Raw genomic sequence first — 19,070 nt, 5'->3', positions numbered from 1 at the left:
ACGGACGCGTCAGCCCCAGATCGTGGCGCCCAGCCACGCCCCCGCGATCAGCAGGCAGGTGAACAGCTCGGTCAGCACGCTGGAGCCGCCCGAGCGCATCGCCGTACGCAGGGAGGCCATGGCCTCGGCGTGCCGGCCGAGCCGTAGACGTTCGTGGAGGTAGATCCCGGCCATGAAGCCGGGGACCGCGCCGACCACGGGAAGCAGCAGGAAGCCCAGCAACGCGCCGGTCCCCGCGTACACCCCCATCCGGGGGGTGGCTCCGCTCGCGCGCAACCGGCGGGGCGGCAGCGCCCAGCGCACCACCTGGGAGAGGAGCAGGGCGGCCGTGGCGCCCACGAGGACACCCCAGGAGACCGGCTGCGGATCCTTCAGCGCCCACCACAGGACCGCGGCCCACACCAGCCACGACCCCGGCACGCCGGGCACCAGGACTCCGCACAGGCCGAGCAGGATGACGACGCCGACCAGCAGGAGTTCAGCCACTCCCATCTGCCCAGCCTGCGGGATCCCGGGGGAAAACGCAGGTCAGTAACGGGTCACCCAGCCCCGTTCGTAGGCGTGCCAGCCCAGTTGCAGCCGGGTCGTCACCCCGGTCAGCTCCATCAGCCGCTTCACCCGGCGCTGGACTGTCCTGAGGCCCAGATCGAGCTGTTTCGCCACGCTCGCGTCGGTCAGCCCGGCCAGCAGCAGGGACAGCACCTCCAGGTCGGTGCCGTCGGGGCCGTCCGGCTCCTGCTCGGCGGCGCCGGACGCGCCCAGGCGCAGCGGGAGCGCGTCCCGCCAGACCGACTCGAAGAGCCCGCAGAGCAGTTCCAGCAGGCCGCTCGCGTGCACGACGAGCGCGGCGGGTTCGGTGGTGGCCGAGCTGAGCGGCACCAGCGCGAGGGTCCGGTCGGCGATCACCAGCTTGGTCGGCACCTTGTCCACCACCCGCACCTGCTCGCCGCGGCCGAGCGCGGCGGCCAGTTCGGTGGGCCCGTCCGGCAGGTCGAGCACCGCGCGTTCGAGGACGACCCGGTAGCGGACCCCGCGTCCGGCGGCCTGCTCCTCCGCGTCGTTCTCCATGCCGGTGACGGCGACCGGGTTCCCGGTGACCAGCGCGCACACCTCGTCGCTCGCGCCGAGCTGGAGCTGCAGAAACCGCCGGGTGACGGCCGCGGCCCCGGTCACCACCTCCACCAGATCGTGTACGGCGGTCTCGGCGGCGGCCGCCCGGTACTCCTCGGCGAGCAGCGCGGCGGCCAGTTCGGCCTTCTCCAGTTCGTGGCGCTGCTGGGTGAGCAGTGCGCCCAGGGCGACCCCGGGCGGGGCGGCGACCCAGCGGCCCGGGCGGGCCGAGGACTGGGCGGCGAGTCCGTGCAGTTCCAGGCGGCGCAGGGCGCGCTCGGTGTCGTACTCCCCGATGGTCAGCCGGCGGGCGAGATCGGGCACGTCGGCGGCGCCGACGGACACCAGCGCCCGGTACGCCGACTCGTGCGCCTCGTCCAGGCCTATCGCTCCCAGCATCAGGTTCCGCCCCTCCCCGAAGACCCAACCGCGCGGGCCGTGGCGGAAACCGGCCACGGCGCGAACCCGCCTCCGCACATCATCGCCGTACCACCCGCCACTCTGCCAAGGTTGCGCAACCGAGGCATCAACACCCGTCCGCAATGCCTGGATTGGGCTTGTTCGGCCTGCGGATTCGCGCCCGGAGCAACTCATAGGGGAGTCGGGCGCGCATCACAGCGGGCCTTCAGGAAGGCAAGCCACACTCGGGGCCGGACGGGCCGGATCCGCGACGGGATTCGGTCACTCGGTCGTCGCCGGGCGGTTCTCCCGTGGGGGGTGGAACCGCCCGGCGGCTCTGTGCTGTCCTGAACAGCCCTGTGGCGGACGGGTGTTCGGAATGTCATCCGACACGCCGTTCGAGAAGGGGCGCGCACCGGATTTTCCTGACGCCCCGTTTTCATCCGGCCCGCGCGGTGGACAATTAGGGGCATGAGCCAGCAGGGGGGAAAGCCGCCCGGTCACGAGGACGACTGGTGGGGCCAGCTGTACGACGACTCCACCGACGACACGGGGCCCACGGCCGCGGCCGACTCCCTGGAGGACCGGTTCGCCTCGGCGGCCGGAACCGTGGACGAGGGCGCGCGTGCGGTGCCGGGTCGTGCGGACGAGGGCGTGCGTCCCGCGCCAGGGACCGCGGATGAGAGCGTGAGTCCGGTGTCGCGGGCTGCGGGGGAGGATCCGCGTCCCGCGCCGGGGACTGCGGGCGGGAGTGCGCGTTCAGTGCCCGGGACCGTGGACGAGGGCGCGAGTCCGGGTTCGTGGACTGCGGGTGCGGGCGTACGTCCGGTACCGGGGATCACGGGCGAGGGCGCGCGCCCAGCGTCCGGAGCTGTGGGTGAGGGTCCGCGTCCGGCGGTGCCTGGGCCCGTGGGTGAGGGTCCGGGTCCGGCGGTGCCTGGGCCCGTGGGTGAGGGTCCGGGTCCGGCGGTGCCTGGGCCCGTGGGTGAGGGTCCGCGTTCGGCGGTGCCTGGGCCTGTGGGCGAAGGCCCGGGTCCGGCGGTGCCTGGGCCCGTGGGTGAGGGTCCGCGTCCGGCAGCACCCGGGCCTGTGGGCGAAGGCCCGGGTCCGGCGGTGCCTGGGCCCGTGGGTGAGGGTCCGCGTTCGGCGGTGCCTGGGCCTGTGGGCGAAGGCTCGCGTCCGGCGGTACCCGGGCCCGTGGGTGAGGGTCCGCGTCCGGCGCCGCCTGGGCCTGTGGGTGAAGGCTCGCGTCCGGCAGCGCCCGGGCCCGTAGGCGAGGGCCCGCGTCCAGTGGCCGGCTCGGGGGTTCCCGTGCCGCGTGCCGGTGCCGGCGGTTCCCGTCCGGGCGGTGCGGCGGACGCCGACGCGTCGGGCCACCGTCCGACCACGACCACGACCACGACCACGACCGCGGCCACGGGCGACGACAGCTCGCCCTCTCCGGCCGCGCGGGGCGTCGGCACGGCCCCGCCCCTCGGCGCATCGCCGTTCCCGCCGCCACCGCCACCGATCAGCCCCGCCCCGCCCGCCCCGCAGCGCCTCCGCGGAGACGCCCCGCTCGCCCCGCCCGCCTATCCGCCGCCCCCGGCCGCCCTCACCGGCCCGCCCCCGAACCTCCCCGCCCTCTCACAGCCGACCCCGCCGCCCACCACACCCCCGCCCGCATCGCTCACCCTCGACTACGTCGGCTCCGGTCCCCCCACCTACGACGCCGAGCCCACCGCCCTGCCGCCCGCCGATCCGGACGACCTGGACGATCTGGTCGCGGACACCGTGCTGGACGGGGCGCGGTACGGGAGCAGTACGCTGCGGGCCGCTTCCGTGCGGGGGGACTCCGCACGGTTCCGGGGTGAGCCGCGCAGGGACTCGTTGCTGACCGCGCGGTTCGGGGTCGGGGACCAGGCTCTGGTGCTGGTCGCGATGGCGACCGGGGCGCGGGCCACACCGGGAGCGCACCGGGCCGCCGCCGAGGCCTGTCACTGGATCGGGCGGGCCGTCGGACGCAGTCACGCCCGGCTGGCGGAGGACATCCGGGCCGCCCGGCGCGGTGATCTCAAGTCCGGCCTGCACCGGCTCACCGACCGCAGCCTCGGCAAACTCCGTGCCAGCGCCGCCGAACAGGGCATCGACCCGGACGAGTACGCGGCCACCCTGCGCTGTCTCCTCCTCCCCGCGGACCCGGAGTGCCGTACCCGCGTCTTCTTCGGTGTCGGCCCCGGCGGTCTGTTCCGGCTGCGCGACGGGGAGTGGCAGGACATCGAGCCCACCGCGGGCGAGGCGGCCGGCGAGGCCGTCGTCGGCTTCGGTTCGCAGCCCGCCGAGACTCCCGAGGGAGACCGGCTCACCATGGACCTCGGCATCCCGACCCCGCCGAGTCCGTACGAACCGGCCCCCGAACCGCCCCGCGAACCCTTCCGCTTCCGTGCCTCGGTCGCCCGCCCCGGTGACACGCTCCTCATGTGCACGGGCGGCCTCGCAGACCCGCTGCGCGGCGAGCCCGAGCTGTCCGCCCATCTGGCGGGCCGGTGGTCGGCCGCCGTCCCGCCCGGTCTGGCCGCGTTCCTCGCCGACACCCAAGTGCGGGTCAAGGGTTATGCAGACGACCGCACGGCCGCCGCCGTTTGGGAGGCGTGAGGCCTCGGGCTGTGAATTCATGGAACCCAGAGGGATCCGCAGTACACCGGAAACCGAAGGGCACGCGAGAACCATGGCCAAGCAGAACGTTGCCGAACAGTTCGTCGACATCCTCGTCCGCGCCGGAGTCAAGCGCCTCTACGGCGTCGTCGGCGACAGCCTCAACCCGGTCGTCGACGCGATCCGCCGCAACTCCGCCATCGACTGGATCCACGTACGGCACGAGGAGACCGCCGCCTTCGCGGCCGGCGCGGAAGCGCAGATAACCGGGAAGCTCGCGGCCTGCGCCGGCTCCTGCGGCCCCGGCAACCTCCACCTCATCAACGGCCTCTACGACGCCCACCGTTCCATGGCCCCGGTCCTCGCCCTCGCCTCGCAGATCCCGTCCAGCGAGATCGGCCTCGGCTACTTCCAGGAGACCCACCCGGAGCGGCTCTTCCAGGAGTGCAGTCACTACAGCGAACTGATCTCCAGCCCCAAGCAGATGCCCCGCCTCCTGCAGACCGCCATCCAGCACGCGGTCGGCCAGTCCGGCGTCAGCGTCGTCTCCCTCCCGGGCGACATCGCCGCCGAGCCCGCCCCGGAGAAGGCTGCCGAGACCGCCCTCGTCACCTCCCGCCCCTCCGTCCGCCCGGGCGACGCCGAGATCGAGAAGCTCGTCGAGATGATCGACGAGGCGGACAAGGTCACCCTCTTCTGCGGCAGCGGTACGGCGGGCGCGCACGCCGAGGTGATGGAGTTCGCCGGGAAGATCAAGTCCCCGATCGGCCACGCCCTTCGGGGCAAGGAATGGATCCAGTACGACAACCCGTACGACGTCGGCATGAGCGGACTGCTCGGCTACGGCGCCGCCTACGAGGCCACCCACGAGTGCGACCTGCTGATCCTCATCGGCACCGACTTCCCGTACAACGCGTTCCTGCCCGACGACGTGAAGATCGCCCAGATCGACGTACGGCCCGAACACCTGGGCCGGCGCTCGAAGTTGGACCTCGCGGTGTGGGGCGACGCGAAGGAGACGCTGCGCTGTCTCATCCCCCGGGTGAAGCCGAAGGGGGACCGGAAGTTCCTCGACCGGATGCTCAAGAAGCACGCCGACGCGCTGGAGGGGGTCGTCAAGGCGTACACGCGGAAGGTCGAGAAGCAGGTTCCGATCCATCCCGAGTACGTGGCCTCCGTACTCGACGAACTGGCTGACGAGGACGCCGTGTTCACCGTCGACACGGGCATGTGCAATGTGTGGGCCGCCCGCTACATCACGCCCAACGGCCGCCGTCGCGTGATCGGTTCGTTCTCCCACGGGTCGATGGCGAACGCGCTGCCCATGGCGATCGGCGCCCAGTTCACCGACACCGAGCGGCAGGTCATCTCGATGTCCGGCGACGGAGGATTCTCCATGCTGATGGGCGACTTCCTCACCCTCGTCCAGTACGACCTGCCGGTGAAGGTCGTCCTGTTCAACAACTCCTCTCTGGGAATGGTCGAGCTGGAGATGCTGGTCGCCGGTCTCCCGTCCTACGGCACCACCAACAAGAACCCCGACTTCGCCGCCGTGGCCCGTGCCTGCGGTGCCTACGGTGTGCGGGTCGAGAAGCCCAAGGACCTGGCGGGCGCGCTGAAGTCGGCCTTGAAGCACAAGGGTCCGGCGCTCGTCGACGTCGTCACCGACCCCAACGCGCTGTCCATCCCGCCGAAGATCAGCGCCGAGATGGTGACGGGCTTCGCGCTGTCGGCGTCAAAGATCGTGCTGGACGGGGGAGTTGGGCGGATGCTCCAGATGGCCCGCTCCAACATCCGTAACGCGCGCGGACTCTAACCGTCGTACGGCGCCCAGCCCTTGGCCGAGTACCAGTAGTGCGGCAGGCCCTTGATGCTCGTCGTGCGGAACGGCCTGCCGTGGTCGTCGATGCGGAGGGTGCCGGTGCGGCCCTGGGAGGACCAGCCGAGTTCCAGGTACCAACGGCAGTCGCAGGTCTGGGTCCTGGCCTTGACGAGCAGTACCTCCGGGTCCTGCGCGGAGACCTTGTAGGGCAGGTGCACCGCGGGGACCGGCGTGCCCAGGTCGCTCCCGGCGACCGGGCGGGCCAGAGGGCGGTCGGCATCCAGGTCCACCCCGAAGTAGCGGGGGCTGACCTCGCCGCCGCAGCCCTGGTCCATGGCGTAGGCGGTGCCTTGGACGGGGGCGGCCCGGCCCACGACCCGCACGCGCAGCGACTCCAGGACGACCGCCGTGGTCGTCCGCCCCTGCACCGAGATCTCGACGTCGGTCTCCCGCCCGTGCACCGCGCGCTGCTGCGCCGCCCAGGTCCCGGCGTCCTCCGGGGCCGGGGGCGGCGGAACCCGCGCGGGTGAGGTCTCGACGACGTAGTCGTGGCTGCAATGGATGGCCCACGCCTGGGAGTCGGCGGTCCAGGCGAGAGGTGCGGGAGCTGCGGGAGGTGTGGACGGTGCGGCCTTGGGCTTGGTGGTGTCGTGGGTGGAGATCGCCGACACGCTGCCCCACACCGCGAGCATCACGCACACCACGGCGACGGTGAGCGTGAGCCGCCGTCGGTACCAGGGTCCGGGCGCCGGCGCGGGGACTTCCTCCGGCTCCGGTTCGGGGACCGGCTTTTCGGCGGGCCGGGGCCGCTGCCGGGCCGCCACCGCCAGGATCCAGTACCGGTGCAGCCGCAGCCGTTCCTCCGGTGTCGCCCCGCACAGGCCGGCGAACCGCTCCACGGGGGCGAAGTCGAGGGGGACCGCCTCGCCGACGCAGTAGCGGTGCAGGGTCGAGGCGTTCATGTTCAGGCGGCGGGCCAACTGACTGTAGCTGCGGTCCGTGCGGTCCTTCAGCCGGCGCAGCAGCGCCGCGAACTCCTCGACATCCTTGTCGTCGCCCTCGCCCGACACCGTTCCCCCGTGCGCGCCGCGTCCCGGGACGGCATCCCAGGCACTCCACATATGAGGAGGTCAGCGGGGGTGGGACGGTTCCACCGTCGCGGGTTCGGTGTCGGTCATTGCGGTCGTCCGGGCCGCGCGCCGAAGCTCTGAGCGACCACACCGCACGGCACCGAACCGAAACGGGGAACCCACGTGAACAGCAAGAAGGCCACGCGCCGCACCGCCCTCGCCGCCGGCCTCGCCCTCGCCCTCGGGCTGGGCGTGGCGGCCCAGGCCTCGGCCGGCGGCCCGCGCACCGTCAGCGGCTCACCGTCCGACAACATCACGCGCATCGCCGACTTCTACGGCGCCTACATCGACGCCGAGAGCGACCTCGACAACGGCGGCGGCAAGCTCGCCCGGCAGCTGCGCGCGTACTACCTCACGCCCGCCTACCTCAAGAAGCTGACGGCCTGGGAGGACAGGAACCACGCGGACGGCGTCCTCCAGGCGCAGAACACGCCCCTCAAGTGGAAGGTCACCGACAACGGCACCGCCGACTACACCGAGGCCGTCATCACCCTGACCTGGGGCGGCGGTGACACCACCAGGCTGATCGTCGACATGACCCGTACGACCCACAAGATCTTCCACATCGGCACGAAGGGCATCGGCAGCAAGTAGGCACCCTTGCCGAACGGTTGATTCCGGCCAGATTCATGAAGCGTGAGCCATCGGGGGACCAACCGCCCCACGCCTTCGCGGACTACGGCCGGATCGACAGCCCGGAATCGGCAGTCGGTGCGATCGCCGGTGGTCAGGACGGCACGAGGTGTCTGGTCCCGGCGTCCGACGCCATGACATCGCGGGGGTGGACGTCCCGGCCGGCCCGCCCGCGCCGCATGCTCCCTACGGTGGCCGTTCGATCGCACGGACGTCAACGGCCCCGATTCCTCCGCCCCGCCGGATTCGGCCCAACCATGGCCGAACACCTGGTCGTTGACGATTAGACATGACTGGCCCGTTCCGGACGAGGGCATGGATCCCCGTGAACATGTTCGAGCAGGAGGGGAACCGGAAAACCGGCGCAGGCGGGGGTCATGAAGAGGCAAGCACGAGGGGGCGGTCCCATGGCGGTCGGGGCCTCCTCGGCGAAAACGGTGGAGGAAACGGCCGACAGCGCCATGGAACCGGCGCAGTCGCCTCAACTGAGGCGCAGACTCGGACGCGCGGACCTGCGGGCGGTGCCCGAAGCACGCAGGGCGTTGCGTGAACTGTTACGGCACTGGGGGAGGCCGGGACGATCGGAGATAGCGGAACTGCTCACGAGTGAACTCGTCACCAACGCGCTGATCCACACCGACCACGACGCCGTGCTGACGGCGACGGTCGGACCGCGTGGACTGCGCGTGGAGGTACGGGACTTCGTGGCACGGAGGCCCAGACTGCGCGCACCGATCGCCGACGACGGTACGCACGGGCGGGGCCTGGTCCTGGTGCAGTCCCTCGCGGACGCCTGGGGAGTGTCGTCCCACGGGGTGGGCAAGTCCGTCTGGTTCGAACTCGATTCGGACGCGGCATGAGCAACGGGACGGGGACGGCGTCCAGTTGGACTCCGTCCCCGTCCCGTTGTCGCCCGGTCCCGGACCTCGTGGTCCCGGATCTCAGCCGAACTGCTGCTCCAGGTCCTTGAGTTTGCGCTCAAGGGAGTCGAGCCGCGGCAGTGCCATGGTGTCGTCCTCCGCGGTGAGGTCGACGGTTATCGGGTCAGATGCCCCGCGGACTGGCTGGAGTGAGGGACGCGTGCGAACTGGCAGCGGTTCTCCGGTCGATAGAGCAGGCTCCGCGGAAGGCTGAGCGGAGCCGCGCTCCAGGGCCTGCGGTTCCGGCGTCCGGCGGCCGATGAGGCCGCGCTGGCCCCGGCTTATGGCCTTGAGCTGGGCCCGCTCGATCCGCTGCTGGTCGCGGCGGCGCAGTCGGGTCTCTTCCTTCTTCGCCTTGTCCTCGCGCACCTCGTCGACCGCCTCGTCCAGGCTGCGGACGTTCTCCAGGAGCATCAGCGACCAGGCGCTGTAGGTCTCACGGGGGGCCCGCAGCCAGCGGACGATACGGATCTGCGGCAGCGGACGCGGCACGAGACCCTGCTCGCGCAGCGCGGCACGGCGGGTCTGCTTCAGCGCGCGGTCGAACAGGACCGCGGCCGACAGGGACATGCCGGAGAAGAACTGCGGAGCGCCCGCGTGGTCGACACCCCTGGGCGCGTGCACCCAGTTGAACCAGGCGGCAGCGGCCGCGAACGTCCATACGAGTATGCGGGAGCCGAGGGCCGCGTCACCGTGGCTGGCCTCGCGGACCGCGAGGACGGAGCAGAACATGGCCGCGCCGTCGAGGCCGAACGGGACCAGGTACTCCCAGCCGTCGGTGAGGCCGAGGTTCTCCTGGCCGAAGCCGACCAGTCCGTGGAAGGAGAGTGCCGCGGCGACCGCCGCACAGCAGAACAGAAGGACGTAGGAGGCGATGCCGTATATGGCCTCCTTGCGCCTGCGGCGCTCCTCCGTGCGCTCCCACGAGTCGTCTTTCGCGTGCTCCCCGCCGGACCGCTTGCTCCGCGCGAGCACCGCAACCGCCGCCAGCATGCCCAGGAGCAGTACGGCGCCGGGAAGCAGCCAGTTAAGCGATATGTCGGTCAGTCTCATCTGGGGTCCCTTGCATTGGGATAGGGCGTAACGCCCGCCATAGTGGCCCAATCCCAACGGCCCTCAGGCGTTTTCGGGGCAAGAGGCCGCCAAGGAGGTGCAAGGGGATGCCCAGGGCGGCTTTCTGCTCGAACTGCCGCTTGAGGGGCGGGAGTTGAGTTCGAATAAGACTACCCGTACGGGTGGTTCCACGGAAAGTTCCTGCGACAAGTGAGGAAGTTGTGAAGCACCTGTAACCGGGCGGGCGTCTCGTTCGCGGTGATCCTAGCGGGCCCGGAAACGGGCCTCGCACTGAGGGTCCCTCAACTCGCGGCGGCGGCCAGCAGTTTGGTGACCCGCTCCGCCTCGCAGGTGCGCGGGCAGGTCGGGCAGGCGTCCAGCGCGTCCAGCGTGTAGTACATGCAGCAGCTCGCCCGGTCCCGGGTCGGCAGCGCCTCGCCGTTCGGACCGGTGACCTCGCGGAACGCGGCCGAACCGACGTACGGCTTGGTGGCGCCGGGCAGCAGGCGCTCCAACTCCCGTACCGCGCGCGGCTGTTCGCCGAAGAGATCGGCGACGTACCAGATCCCCTCCACGACCTCGTCGGTCGCCATGCCCCACAGCGCGCGGCCCCGCCGCCGCATCCGCGGGCCGAAGCCGGCCAGCAGGGGCTCCATGTGCTCGGCGACCGCGGCCCGCACCTCCGCGCGCAGCGCCTCGTCGTCGGCGACCACTCGCGCACCGGGCAGCGCCGCCGCCGGGTCGCCGGGCAGGCAGGCGAACGAGTCGGTGCGCACGACCAGGTGGCCCATGTCGAGGCCCTCGGCGGTGCGGTCGTATGTGACGTGGTTCACGGGGAGGCGGGGGACCCGGCGGTGCAGGAACCAGGGCACGGTGAACAGGAGGCAGGCCGGCCAGGCGTAGCGGTGCAGGCCGAAGGTGGCTATGGCGTCCGGGCGGCCCGGCCGGCCGTGGTCGCGCAGGACCTGGGCGTCGTCCCAGGCCAGGAATGCCTCCAGGTCGGCTCCGCCGGCGGCGAGCCCGGCCGCCGGGGCCCAGCCGCCACCGCTGGGGAGCGGTTGTTCCAGGGGGAGTTCGGTGATCGCGAGCCCGGGGACGACCTCGGTGAGGCGGGCGTACGAGTCCGCTACGGCCGAAGAGGGCAGGGGCATGCCGGGACCACCGATTCACCGTTGGTTTAAAGGTAAGGCTTACCTTACCCACCCCTTCTGTAATTTGAACTAGTCCGATCTGCGCCTAAGGTGCTTGACGGACGAGTAACAAGCAGCCGTAATGACCCCAAGTACCGACACGTCCGGAGGAGGACCCGTGAAGCAGGGCGCGCAGGGCTCCGCCGGGACCGGCATACCGGACCCGCGTACCCGAGGGGCCCGGGTGCCGCCGCAGTCGCAGCCTCGCGCCGCCGACGTGGACCGGGACCGGGGTCGGGCGGACGGCACCGACGCCGTGCGCGGCGAGCACACCCACAGCGAGACACCGTTCCCGCGCCCCCGGCAGACCCTCCAGCGGCCCTCCGTGCGCGGGCAGATACTCGACGCCCTGCGCACCGCGCTCGTCGGCGGGGAACTGACCCCCGGCGAGGTCTACTCCGCGCCCGCCCTCGGCGACCGGTTCGGCGTCTCCGCCACGCCCGTGCGCGAAGCGATGCAGCAGCTCGCCACCGAGGGTGCCGTCGAGGTCGTGCCGAACCGGGGTTTCCGCGTCGTCGAGCGGGGCGCCAGGGAACTCGCCGAACTGGCGGAGATCCGCGCCCTGATCGAGGTCCCCGTGATGCTGCGGCTCGCCCGTACGGTGCCCACCGCCCGCTGGGCCGACCTCCGCCCGCTGGCCGAGGGGACCGTACGCGCCGCGTCCTCCGGGTGCCGGGCGACCTACGCCGAGTCCGACCGGGCCTTCCACCGCGCGGTCCTCGCCCTCTCCGGCAACGAACAGCTCGTCCACCTCGCCGAGGACCTGCACCGCCGCACCCAGTGGCCGCTGGCCGGCGGTCCGGTTCCGCGCGGACGCGCCGACCTGGTGGCCGACGCGGCCGAACACCTCGCGCTGGTCGAGGCGTTGGGCGCGGGGCAGTGGGACGTGGCGCAGTCACTGGTGCGGGAGCACTTCGCGGGCGCCGAGTGACACCGAATATGTGACTCCGGTCACGAGCGGGTCCGGGTCCGGCGACCGAGGGCCCCGGCGGGAACCCGCCCGGCCGACGGTGACGTGCCCCACGGAAAGGGATGTCCGTTCCGTGGGGGAGAGCGCCGATGTTTCCGAATCCCGGCCAGCAGGCCGCACAGCAGGCCGCGCAGCGAGGTGCCGAACAGTCCGCACGCCGGGCCGCGGAGGACGGGATGCGGGCCGCGCAGGCGGGAGCCCGGCGCGGCCACTCTCCTTCCCGCGGCGGCCTGTTGAGCTTCCTGCTGCTCGTCGCCGTCGTGGTGCTGGTCGCGCGCGACCCCGAACTCCGGGCGTCCGTCCTGCACTTCGTCCACCACGTCGTGAACGTCGTCCAGAACCGGACCGACGGCTCCTGACCTACGCCGTGGCCGCCCCGGGCGCGGGTACCGCCAACTGCCGTGCCAGCCACGTCGGTACACCGCCGAGCAGCCGGAACAGCCGCCGCGCCTCCTCGCGCAGCCGGGACGCCTCCGGCTCGGCCTCCGCGTCCGCGAGCGACGCGAGGGCCGGTGCCGTACCGACGAGGTAGCCCAACTCCTCCCGGATGCGCAGCGATTCGGCGAAGCCGTGCCGGGCCTCCGCCAACTCCCCGTCCCGCAGGGCGAGTCCGGCCAGGTGCCGCCAGGTGAACGACAGCAGCAGCGGGTCGGCGTGATCGGCGGCCCCCGCGTGGGCGCGCCGGTACGCGGCCCGCGCGGCCTGCGGCGAACGCGCCAGGTTCTCCGCGAGCAGCCCCCGCCGGAAGTCCAGCAGCGCCCGCCCGCCGCCGCCCGGCGGGATCAGCGCCGCCGCCCGCCCGAGCGCGGCCCGCGCCTCGTCGGCCCGGTCCCGGACGCCGTGCAGCGTGGCCGCGTAGGCGAGGTATCCGCGTTCGCAGGCCGCCGCGCCCCGCTCGTCGTCGCTGTGGGCCAGTGCCTCGGCCGTCCGCAGCGCGTCGTCGGCCTCTTCCCAGCCCTGCTCGGTGTAGAGGCACCGCTCCACGAACAGGGCGGTCCGCTGGAGAGCCGTCGCAGCGGTGTCGGGCCGCAGCAGCGCCGCCGCGTCGACCCAGCAGGCCCGCGAGCGCAGCCGCCACACCGCGGTCTGGAGGGGATCGTCACCAGCGGTCGTTCCGTTCCCAGACATGGCGGAATGCGCCACGTTGCCCTCCCCGAGCACACCATTGAGCTGTTGAGTGGTGGCCGCATCTCAGCACGGATCAGGCGGCCCGGCCAAGGGGGTGGGTGAAAGAATTCACAAAGTCGTGGGATCGGATCGGGGCCGCCGGGTCAGCTCATCCGCAGTGCCAGGAAGAAATCCAGCTTGTCCTCAAGGCGCGAGAGGTCCCGACTCGTCAACTGCTCGATCCTGCCGACCCGGTAGCGCAGCGTGTTGACATGCAGGTGCAGCCGGGTCGCACAGCGCGTCCAGGAACCGTCGCACTCCAGGAACGCCTCCAGCGTCGGAATCAGCTCCGCGCGGTGCCTGCGGTCGTAGTCGCGCAGCGGGTCGAGGAGCCGCGCGGTGAACGCCCGCCGCACGTCGTCCGGCACGAAGGGCAGGAGCAGCACGTGCGAGGCCAGCTCCTGGTGCCCCGCCGCGCACACCCGCCCCGGCCGCGCCGCCGCCACCCGCCGCGCGTGCCGCGCCTCCTCCAGCGCCCCGCGCAGCCCCTCCGCCGAGTGCACGGCCGCGCTCACCCCGAGCGTCACCCGCCCGTCGTCGTCGAGGCCGGCCGACAGCGGATCCCGTACGGCCTCCAGGAGCACGTCCGCGTGGAGCCCGGACTCGGAGCCGTCGTGCTCCGCCGACACCGCGGGCAGCGGTACGAGCGCGATCGCCTCGTCGCCCGAGTGGGCCACGGCGATCCGGTCGGAGGGCTCAGGACCCGTGGTCAGCGGATCGACCAGGATCTCCTCAAGGAGCGACTGGGCGACCGGCCCGGCCTCGATGTCGGCGCCGTCCCACTCGACCCGGGCGACGACCACCTGCCAGTGCGGGGCGGCACCCAGCCCGGGCAGCAGAACGGGCGCGGCGACCCGCAGCCGCGCGGCGATCTCGGCCGGCGCGGCACCCGTCTGGACCAGCTCCAGGACCTCCTGCGCGAGCCGTCTGCGGACCGTGCGCGCCGCGTCCCGCCGGTCCCGCTCGACCGCGATCAGCTGGGTGACGCCCTGCAACAGGTCCAGCCGTTCGTCCGGCCAGTCCCCGGCGTCCGCCTCGACGGCCAGCAGCCAGTCCGACAGCACCGTCTCGCGCACGTCCCGCGAGCCCTGCGGGGACCGTCCGCTGCTGCGGATCGGGAACAGGGAGTACGTCGCCGACCCCAGCGCCAGCCGGTGCGGCCCCCGACGGCCCGTGCGGGCGGCGGCCAGATGCTCGGCGGCCAGCTTGGCGCACACGTCCACGGGCAGCGCGGCCCCCGCCACCTTCGAGCCCGCGATCAGCCGCCCGGTCGGCGACAGCACCCAGGCCCGCAGATCGAGGTCGGAGCCGAGCAGGTCCAGGACCACGTCCGGGCCGCCGCCCGCCGGGCCCGAGGTCATCATCCGGCGGTGCCGGTCCACCACGGCCGCCAGATCACCGGCCCGCTCACCCGACACCTGCCGTACGACATGCTCGGTGATCGTCGCGAACGCCACCGACTCGTTGACCGCGAACAGCGGCAGCCGGTGCTTGGCGCAGGCGGTCACGAGGTCGTCCGGGATGTCGCCGAGCTCGGCCTCGCCGGCGGCCAGCGCGGCCACCCCCGCGGACACCAGGAGCCGTACGAACGGCTCGGAGTCGGCGGGATTCCGGCGCCAGGCAAGACCGGTCAGGACCAGCTCGCCGCCGGAGAGATAGCGGCTGGGGTCCCGCAGGTCGGTGGTCATCACCCCGCGTACCGTGCGGTCCAGCTCGTCCGCCCCGCCGAGCAGCCGCAGCCCCAGCGCATCGGTGTCCAGAAGTGCGCGCAGCCGCATCGCCGTCGCCGCCGTTCTTTGTCTAGAAAACTACGATGAACCATGAGGTGCTGTGGTTGAGGAGCCGTGCGGGGCTGTTTCCCACGTTTCCACAGGGAATCGGAGGGGTTACTGATGACCTCCGTTCATACGAATCTACAAGATGCCCGCGCTGGCCAGCCAACTCCTTCATGGTTTCCGTGACTGACCCACAGGAGCACGGCCCTGTGTACTGACCCCACGCTGCATTAACAGCGCATGAACGAGCCGGGCCCGCCGCACACGAACTGGCTTGATCCGTACGACCCACGAGACGAAGAAGAGAGCCGGTCATGGACTTCCTTCGCCCCGCAAGCTGGGAGGAGGCGCTCGCCGCGAAGGCCGAGCACCCCACCGCAGTACCGATCGCGGGCGGCACCGATGTGATGGTCGAGATCAACTTCGACCACCGCCGGCCCGAGTACCTGCTCGATCTCAACCGCATCGGTGATCTCTACGAGTGGGAGGTCGGCGCGGACAGCGTGCGGCTCGGGGCCTCGGTCCCGTACACCCGGATCATGGAGCACCTGCGCACCGAGCTGCCGGGCCTCTCCCTCGCCTCGCACACGGTCGCCTCCCCGCAGATCCGCAACCGCGGCGGCGTCGGCGGCAACCTCGGCACCGCCTCCCCGGCCGGCGACGCCCACCCCGCGCTCCTCGCGGCCGGCGCCGAGGTCGAGGCCGAGTCGGTGCGCGGCACCCGCCTCATCCCGATCGACGAGTTCTACACCGGCGTGAAGCGCAACGCCCTCGCGCCCGACGAGCTGATCCGCGCCGTCCACATCAAGAAGGCGGACGGCCCGCAGCAGTACTCGAAGGTCGGTACCCGGAACGCCATGGTGATCGCCGTCTGCGCCTTCGGTCTGGCGCTGCACCCCGCCACCCGCACGGTCCGCACCGGCATCGGATCGGCCGCGCCGACACCCGTCCGGGCGAAGGCGGCCGAGGAATTCCTGAACGCGGCGCTCGACGAGGGCGGCTTCTGGGACAACGGCCGGATCATCACCCCGTCGGTCGCCAAGCAGTTCGCGGACCTGTGCTCCGCCGCCTGCAACCCGATCGACGACGTCCGGGGCACCGCGAGCTACCGCCGCCACGCGGTCGGCATCATGGCCCGCCGCACCCTGACCTGGACCTGGGAGTCCTACCGCGGCACCGCCGCCCGCTCGGAGGGAGTCGCCTGATGCGCGTCAATTTCACGGTCAACGGCCGCCCGCAGGAAGCGGACGACGTGTGGGAGGGCGAGTCCCTGCTGTACGTGCTGCGCGAGCGGATGGGGCTGCCTGGTTCGAAGAACGCGTGCGAGCAGGGCGAGTGCGGTTCCTGCACGGTCCGGCTGGACGGCGTTCCGGTGTGTTCGTGTCTGGTCGCCGCCGGGCAGGTCGAGGGCCGCGAGGTCGTCACCGTCGAGGGGCTCGCGGACTACGCCGCGCAGCGCTCCTGCGGAACAGCCGCCTGCGGTACGTCACTTGACGAGGCCAAGGACTGGAAAGCGAAACCGCTCGACTCGCAGACCGGCGAGGGCACCCAACTCGCCCCCATCCAGCAGGCGTTCATCGACGCCGGTGCCGTCCAGTGCGGCTTCTGCACCCCCGGTCTCCTCGTCGCCGCCGACGAGATGCTGGAGCACAACCCGAACCCGACCGACGCGGACATCCGCGAGGCGCTCTCGGGCAACCTGTGCCGCTGCACCGGCTACGAGAAGATCATGGACGCGGTCCGCCTGGCGGCCGCCCGGCAGGGAGAGGCGGTCTGACATGCCCGTAAAAGGCACCCCCATCGGCACTCCCGCCAAGGTCACCCAGGGTTCGAATACCAAGGGCGGCATCGGCGAGTCCACGCTCCGCCCGGACGGCACCCTCAAGGTCACCGGCGAGTTCGCGTACTCCTCCGACATGTGGCACGAGGACATGCTCTGGGGCCAGATCCTGCGCTCCCCGGTCGCCCACGCCGAGATCGTCTCCATCGACACGGTCGAGGCGCTCAAGACCCCCGGCGTCTACGCCGTCATGACCTACGACGACCTCCCGACCGACGTGAAGAACTACGGCCTGGAGATCCAGGACACCCCGGTCCTCGCGCACGGCAAGGTCCGCCACCACGGCGAGCCGGTCGCGATCGTCGCCGCCGACCACCCCGAGACCGCACGCCGTGCGGCCGCGAAGATCAAGGTCGAGTACCACGAACTCCCGGTCATCACCGACGAGTTGTCCGCGACCGCCCCGGACGCGATCCTCGTCCACGAGAACCGCGACGACCACCACATCGGCCACGTCCCGCACCCCAACATCGTGCACCGGCAGCCGATCGTCCGCGGAGACGTCGAATCCGCCCGCGAGCGCGCCGACTTCATCGTCGAGGGCGAGTACACCTTCGGCATGCAGGACCAGGCGTTCCTGGGCCCGGAGTCAGGGCTCGCCGTACCCGCCGAGGACGGCGGCGTCGACCTCTACATCGCCACCCAGTGGCTGCACTCCGACCTGCGTCAGATCGCCCCCGTCCTCGGCCTGCCCGAGGACAAGGTCCGGATGACGCTCTCCGGCGTCGGCGGCGCGTTCGGCGGACGCGAGGACCTGTCGATGCAGATCCACGCCTGCCTGCTGGCACTGCGCACCGGCAAACCCGTGAAGATCGTCTACAACCGCTTCGAGTCCTTCTTCGGCCACGTCCACCGCCACCCCGCCAAGCTCCACTACGAGCACGGCGCCACGAAGGACGGCAAGCTCACCCACCTCAAGGCCCGCATCGTCCTGGACGGCGGCGCCTACGCGTCGGCCTCCCCGGCGGTCGTAGGAAACGCCTCTTCGCTCGGCGCCGGACCGTACGTCATCGACAACGTCGACATCGAGGCCATCGCGCTCTACACCAACAACCCGCCCTGCGGCGCGATGCGCGGCTTCGGCGCGGTCCAGGCGTGCTTCGCCTACGAGGCCCAGATGGACAAGCTCGCCGACAAGGTGGGCATGGACCGCGTCGCGTTCCGTCAGCTCAACGCGATGGAACAGGGCACGGTCATGCCGACCGGTCAGGTCGTCGACTCGCCGGCCCCGGTCGCCGAACTCCTGCGCCGCGTCAAGGCGATGCCCATGCCCCCGGAGCAGCAGTGGCTCGCCGCCGGAGAGGCCGCCGACGTACGGCAGTTGCCCGGCGGTCTGTCCAACACCACGCACGGCGAAGGCGTCGTACGAGGCGTCGGCTACGCGGTCGGCATCAAGAACGTCGGCTTCTCCGAGGGCTTCGACGACTACTCGACGGCCAAGGTCCGCCTGGAAGTTGTCGGCGGTGAGCCCGTCGCCGTCGTGCACACCGCGATGGCGGAGGTCGGCCAGGGCGGGGTCACCGTCCACGCGCAGATCGCCCGCACCGAGCTGGGCGTCACCCAGGTGACCATCAACCCGGCGGACACACAGGTGGGTTCGGCCGGTTCGACCTCCGCGTCCCGGCAGACGTACGTCACCGGCGGCGCCGTCAAGAACTCCTGCGAGCTGGTCCGCGAGAAGGTCCTGGAGATGGGCCGCCGCAAGCTCGGCACCTACCACCCGGCCTGGGCCACCGCCGAACTCCTGCTGGAGGGCGGCAAGGTGGTCACCGACGCGGGCGAGGTCCTCGCCGATCTCGTCGACGTCCTCGAAGGCGAGGCCGTGGAGATCGAGGCCGAGTGGCGCCACCGCCCCACCGAGGCCTTCGACCTCCGCACCGGACAGGGCTTCGGCCACGTCCAGTACACCTTCGCCGCGCACCGCGCCGTCGTCGAGGTCGACACCGAACTCGGCCTGGTGAAGGTCATCGAGCTGGCCTGCGCGCAGGACGTCGGCAAGGCGCTCAACCCGCTGTCCGTGATCGGCCAGATCCAGGGCGGTACGACCCAGGGTCTCGGCATCGCGGTCATGGAGGAGATCATCGTCGACCCGAAGACCGCGAAGGTGCGCAACCCCTCCTTCACGGACTATCTCATCCCCACCATCCTCGACACGCCGACCATTCCGGTCGATGTGCTCGAACTCGCCGACGAGCACGCCCCGTACGGGCTGCGCGGCATCGGCGAGGCACCCACCCTGTCGTCGACTCCCGCCGTACTCGCGGCGATTCGGAACGCGACCGGGCTGGAACTGAACAGGACACCGGTACGCCCGGAGCACCTCACCGGTATGTGACCCTCCGGGTCCCCTTGTTCGTCTCGGGCCGTCCCCCGGGTCGTCCATCCCAAATCCCGCGCACCGCCGACGGCGGATGGCGGGTGCCCCTG

Annotated in this window: 16 protein-coding genes; 9 read left to right on the top strand and 7 right to left on the bottom strand. The window is 71.8% G+C overall.

Going from position 1 to position 19,070, the window contains the following annotated elements; translation table 11 throughout:
• Window positions 1-9: 9 nt before the first annotated feature.
• Window positions 10-492: a DUF456 domain-containing protein gene (locus ACIBJH_RS17455; protein ID WP_399117712.1), complete on the bottom strand. Its 483-nt coding sequence runs from the start codon at window positions 490-492 to the stop codon at window positions 10-12.
• A 36-nt stretch (window positions 493-528) separates the two neighbouring features.
• On the bottom strand, window positions 529-1,509 hold the full coding sequence (locus tag ACIBJH_RS17450; protein WP_399117711.1) for a helix-turn-helix transcriptional regulator: 981 nt from the start codon (window positions 1,507-1,509) through the stop codon (window positions 529-531).
• A 471-nt stretch (window positions 1,510-1,980) separates the two neighbouring features.
• On the opposite strand from ACIBJH_RS17450, the gene ACIBJH_RS17445 reads away from it, so the two are divergent.
• Together ACIBJH_RS17445 and ACIBJH_RS17440 are read left to right on the top strand one after the other, a co-directional pair.
• A complete protein-coding gene (locus ACIBJH_RS17445) occupies window positions 1,981-4,143 on the top strand; it encodes a protein phosphatase 2C domain-containing protein (RefSeq protein ID WP_399117710.1) in 2,163 nt (720 codons plus the stop codon).
• 73 nt (window positions 4,144-4,216) lie between these two features.
• A complete protein-coding gene (locus ACIBJH_RS17440) occupies window positions 4,217-5,959 on the top strand; it encodes a pyruvate dehydrogenase (RefSeq protein WP_399117709.1) in 1,743 nt (580 codons plus the stop codon).
• Here ACIBJH_RS17440 and ACIBJH_RS17435 read toward each other — a convergent pair.
• The gene (locus tag ACIBJH_RS17435; protein WP_399117708.1) at window positions 5,956-7,035 is read right to left on the bottom strand and encodes a helix-turn-helix domain-containing protein; all 1,080 of its coding nucleotides are present in this window, start codon (window positions 7,033-7,035) and stop codon (window positions 5,956-5,958) included. The genes ACIBJH_RS17440 and ACIBJH_RS17435 overlap by 4 nt on opposite strands.
• A 183-nt stretch (window positions 7,036-7,218) precedes the next feature.
• Here ACIBJH_RS17435 and ACIBJH_RS17430 point away from each other — a divergent pair, with 183 nt between their 5' ends.
• Both ACIBJH_RS17430 and ACIBJH_RS17425 read left to right on the top strand, forming a co-directional pair.
• Window positions 7,219-7,689 carry a hypothetical protein gene (locus ACIBJH_RS17430; protein WP_399117707.1) on the top strand — a complete coding sequence of 157 codons (471 nt, stop codon included), beginning with the start codon at window positions 7,219-7,221 and terminating at the stop codon, window positions 7,687-7,689.
• 446 nt (window positions 7,690-8,135) lie between these two features.
• Complete coding sequence (locus tag ACIBJH_RS17425; protein ID WP_262056427.1) at window positions 8,136-8,588, top strand: ATP-binding protein; 453 nt, start codon at window positions 8,136-8,138, stop codon at window positions 8,586-8,588.
• Between the two features lie 81 nt (window positions 8,589-8,669).
• Here the strand turns inward: ACIBJH_RS17425 and ACIBJH_RS17420 are convergent, their stop codons facing one another.
• Entirely contained in the window at window positions 8,670-9,701 is a 1,032-nt protein-coding gene (locus ACIBJH_RS17420) for a DUF2637 domain-containing protein (protein WP_399117706.1), read from the bottom strand.
• Between the two features lie 302 nt (window positions 9,702-10,003).
• The gene (locus ACIBJH_RS17415; protein ID WP_399117705.1) at window positions 10,004-10,852 is read right to left on the bottom strand and encodes a (2Fe-2S)-binding protein; all 849 of its coding nucleotides are present in this window, start codon (window positions 10,850-10,852) and stop codon (window positions 10,004-10,006) included.
• Between the two features lie 157 nt (window positions 10,853-11,009).
• Between ACIBJH_RS17415 and ACIBJH_RS17410 the strand changes: the two genes are divergently transcribed.
• Together ACIBJH_RS17410 and ACIBJH_RS17405 are read left to right on the top strand one after the other, a co-directional pair.
• Window positions 11,010-11,822 carry a GntR family transcriptional regulator gene (locus tag ACIBJH_RS17410; protein WP_399117704.1) on the top strand — a complete coding sequence of 271 codons (813 nt, stop codon included), beginning with the start codon at window positions 11,010-11,012 and terminating at the stop codon, window positions 11,820-11,822.
• A 128-nt stretch (window positions 11,823-11,950) separates the two neighbouring features.
• Window positions 11,951-12,220: a hypothetical protein gene (locus ACIBJH_RS17405; RefSeq protein ID WP_399117703.1), complete on the top strand. Its 270-nt coding sequence runs from the start codon at window positions 11,951-11,953 to the stop codon at window positions 12,218-12,220.
• Window position 12,221: 1 nt separating this feature from the next.
• Here the strand turns inward: ACIBJH_RS17405 and ACIBJH_RS17400 are convergent, their stop codons facing one another.
• Window positions 12,222-12,989 carry a hypothetical protein gene (locus tag ACIBJH_RS17400; RefSeq protein WP_399117702.1) on the bottom strand — a complete coding sequence of 256 codons (768 nt, stop codon included), beginning with the start codon at window positions 12,987-12,989 and terminating at the stop codon, window positions 12,222-12,224.
• Window positions 12,990-13,132: 143 nt separating this feature from the next.
• On the bottom strand, window positions 13,133-14,806 hold the full coding sequence (locus ACIBJH_RS17395; RefSeq protein WP_399117701.1) for a PucR family transcriptional regulator: 1,674 nt from the start codon (window positions 14,804-14,806) through the stop codon (window positions 13,133-13,135).
• Window positions 14,807-15,117: 311 nt separating this feature from the next.
• Between ACIBJH_RS17395 and ACIBJH_RS17390 the strand changes: the two genes are divergently transcribed.
• Genes ACIBJH_RS17390 through ACIBJH_RS17380 form a run of 3 tightly spaced genes read left to right on the top strand, consistent with a single transcriptional unit; the run spans window position 15,118 to window position 18,978 of the window.
• Window positions 15,118-16,008, top strand: coding sequence for an FAD binding domain-containing protein (locus ACIBJH_RS17390; protein ID WP_399117700.1), 891 nt, complete (start codon window positions 15,118-15,120; stop codon window positions 16,006-16,008).
• Window positions 16,008-16,580: a (2Fe-2S)-binding protein gene (locus ACIBJH_RS17385; protein WP_399117699.1), complete on the top strand. Its 573-nt coding sequence runs from the start codon at window positions 16,008-16,010 to the stop codon at window positions 16,578-16,580. Before ACIBJH_RS17390 ends, ACIBJH_RS17385 begins: the two co-directional genes overlap by 1 nt.
• A 1-nt stretch (window position 16,581) precedes the next feature.
• On the top strand, window positions 16,582-18,978 hold the full coding sequence (locus ACIBJH_RS17380; RefSeq protein WP_399117698.1) for a xanthine dehydrogenase family protein molybdopterin-binding subunit: 2,397 nt from the start codon (window positions 16,582-16,584) through the stop codon (window positions 18,976-18,978).
• Window positions 18,979-19,070: the final 92 nt, after the last annotated feature.

Origin of the sequence: Streptomyces sp. NPDC050548, assembly GCF_044457385.1 — a bacterium.
Lineage (GTDB): Bacteria > Actinomycetota > Actinomycetes > Streptomycetales > Streptomycetaceae > Streptomyces.
The sequence above is the reverse complement of the archived record's forward strand: the minus strand, read 5'-3'. Positions and strand labels throughout refer to the sequence as shown.

Excerpts from the sequence above, each read along its gene's own strand:
- ACIBJH_RS17455 (WP_399117712.1), bottom strand. The coding sequence starts at position 492 with ATGGGAGTGGCTGAACTCCTGCTGGTCGGCGTCGTCATCCTGCTCGGC.
- ACIBJH_RS17450 (WP_399117711.1), bottom strand. The coding sequence starts at position 1,509 with ATGCTGGGAGCGATAGGCCTGGACGAGGCGCACGAGTCGGCGTACCGG.
- ACIBJH_RS17445 (WP_399117710.1), top strand. The coding sequence starts at position 1,981 with ATGAGCCAGCAGGGGGGAAAGCCGCCCGGTCACGAGGACGACTGGTGG.
- ACIBJH_RS17440 (WP_399117709.1), top strand. The coding sequence starts at position 4,217 with ATGGCCAAGCAGAACGTTGCCGAACAGTTCGTCGACATCCTCGTCCGC.
- ACIBJH_RS17425 (WP_262056427.1), top strand. The coding sequence starts at position 8,136 with ATGGCGGTCGGGGCCTCCTCGGCGAAAACGGTGGAGGAAACGGCCGAC.
- ACIBJH_RS17420 (WP_399117706.1), bottom strand. The coding sequence starts at position 9,701 with ATGAGACTGACCGACATATCGCTTAACTGGCTGCTTCCCGGCGCCGTA.
- ACIBJH_RS17415 (WP_399117705.1), bottom strand. The coding sequence starts at position 10,852 with ATGCCCCTGCCCTCTTCGGCCGTAGCGGACTCGTACGCCCGCCTCACC.
- ACIBJH_RS17405 (WP_399117703.1), top strand. The coding sequence starts at position 11,951 with ATGTTTCCGAATCCCGGCCAGCAGGCCGCACAGCAGGCCGCGCAGCGA.
- ACIBJH_RS17400 (WP_399117702.1), bottom strand. The coding sequence starts at position 12,989 with ATGTCTGGGAACGGAACGACCGCTGGTGACGATCCCCTCCAGACCGCG.
- ACIBJH_RS17395 (WP_399117701.1), bottom strand. The coding sequence starts at position 14,806 with ATGCGGCTGCGCGCACTTCTGGACACCGATGCGCTGGGGCTGCGGCTG.
- ACIBJH_RS17390 (WP_399117700.1), top strand. The coding sequence starts at position 15,118 with ATGGACTTCCTTCGCCCCGCAAGCTGGGAGGAGGCGCTCGCCGCGAAG.
- ACIBJH_RS17385 (WP_399117699.1), top strand. The coding sequence starts at position 16,008 with ATGCGCGTCAATTTCACGGTCAACGGCCGCCCGCAGGAAGCGGACGAC.
- ACIBJH_RS17380 (WP_399117698.1), top strand. The coding sequence starts at position 16,582 with ATGCCCGTAAAAGGCACCCCCATCGGCACTCCCGCCAAGGTCACCCAG.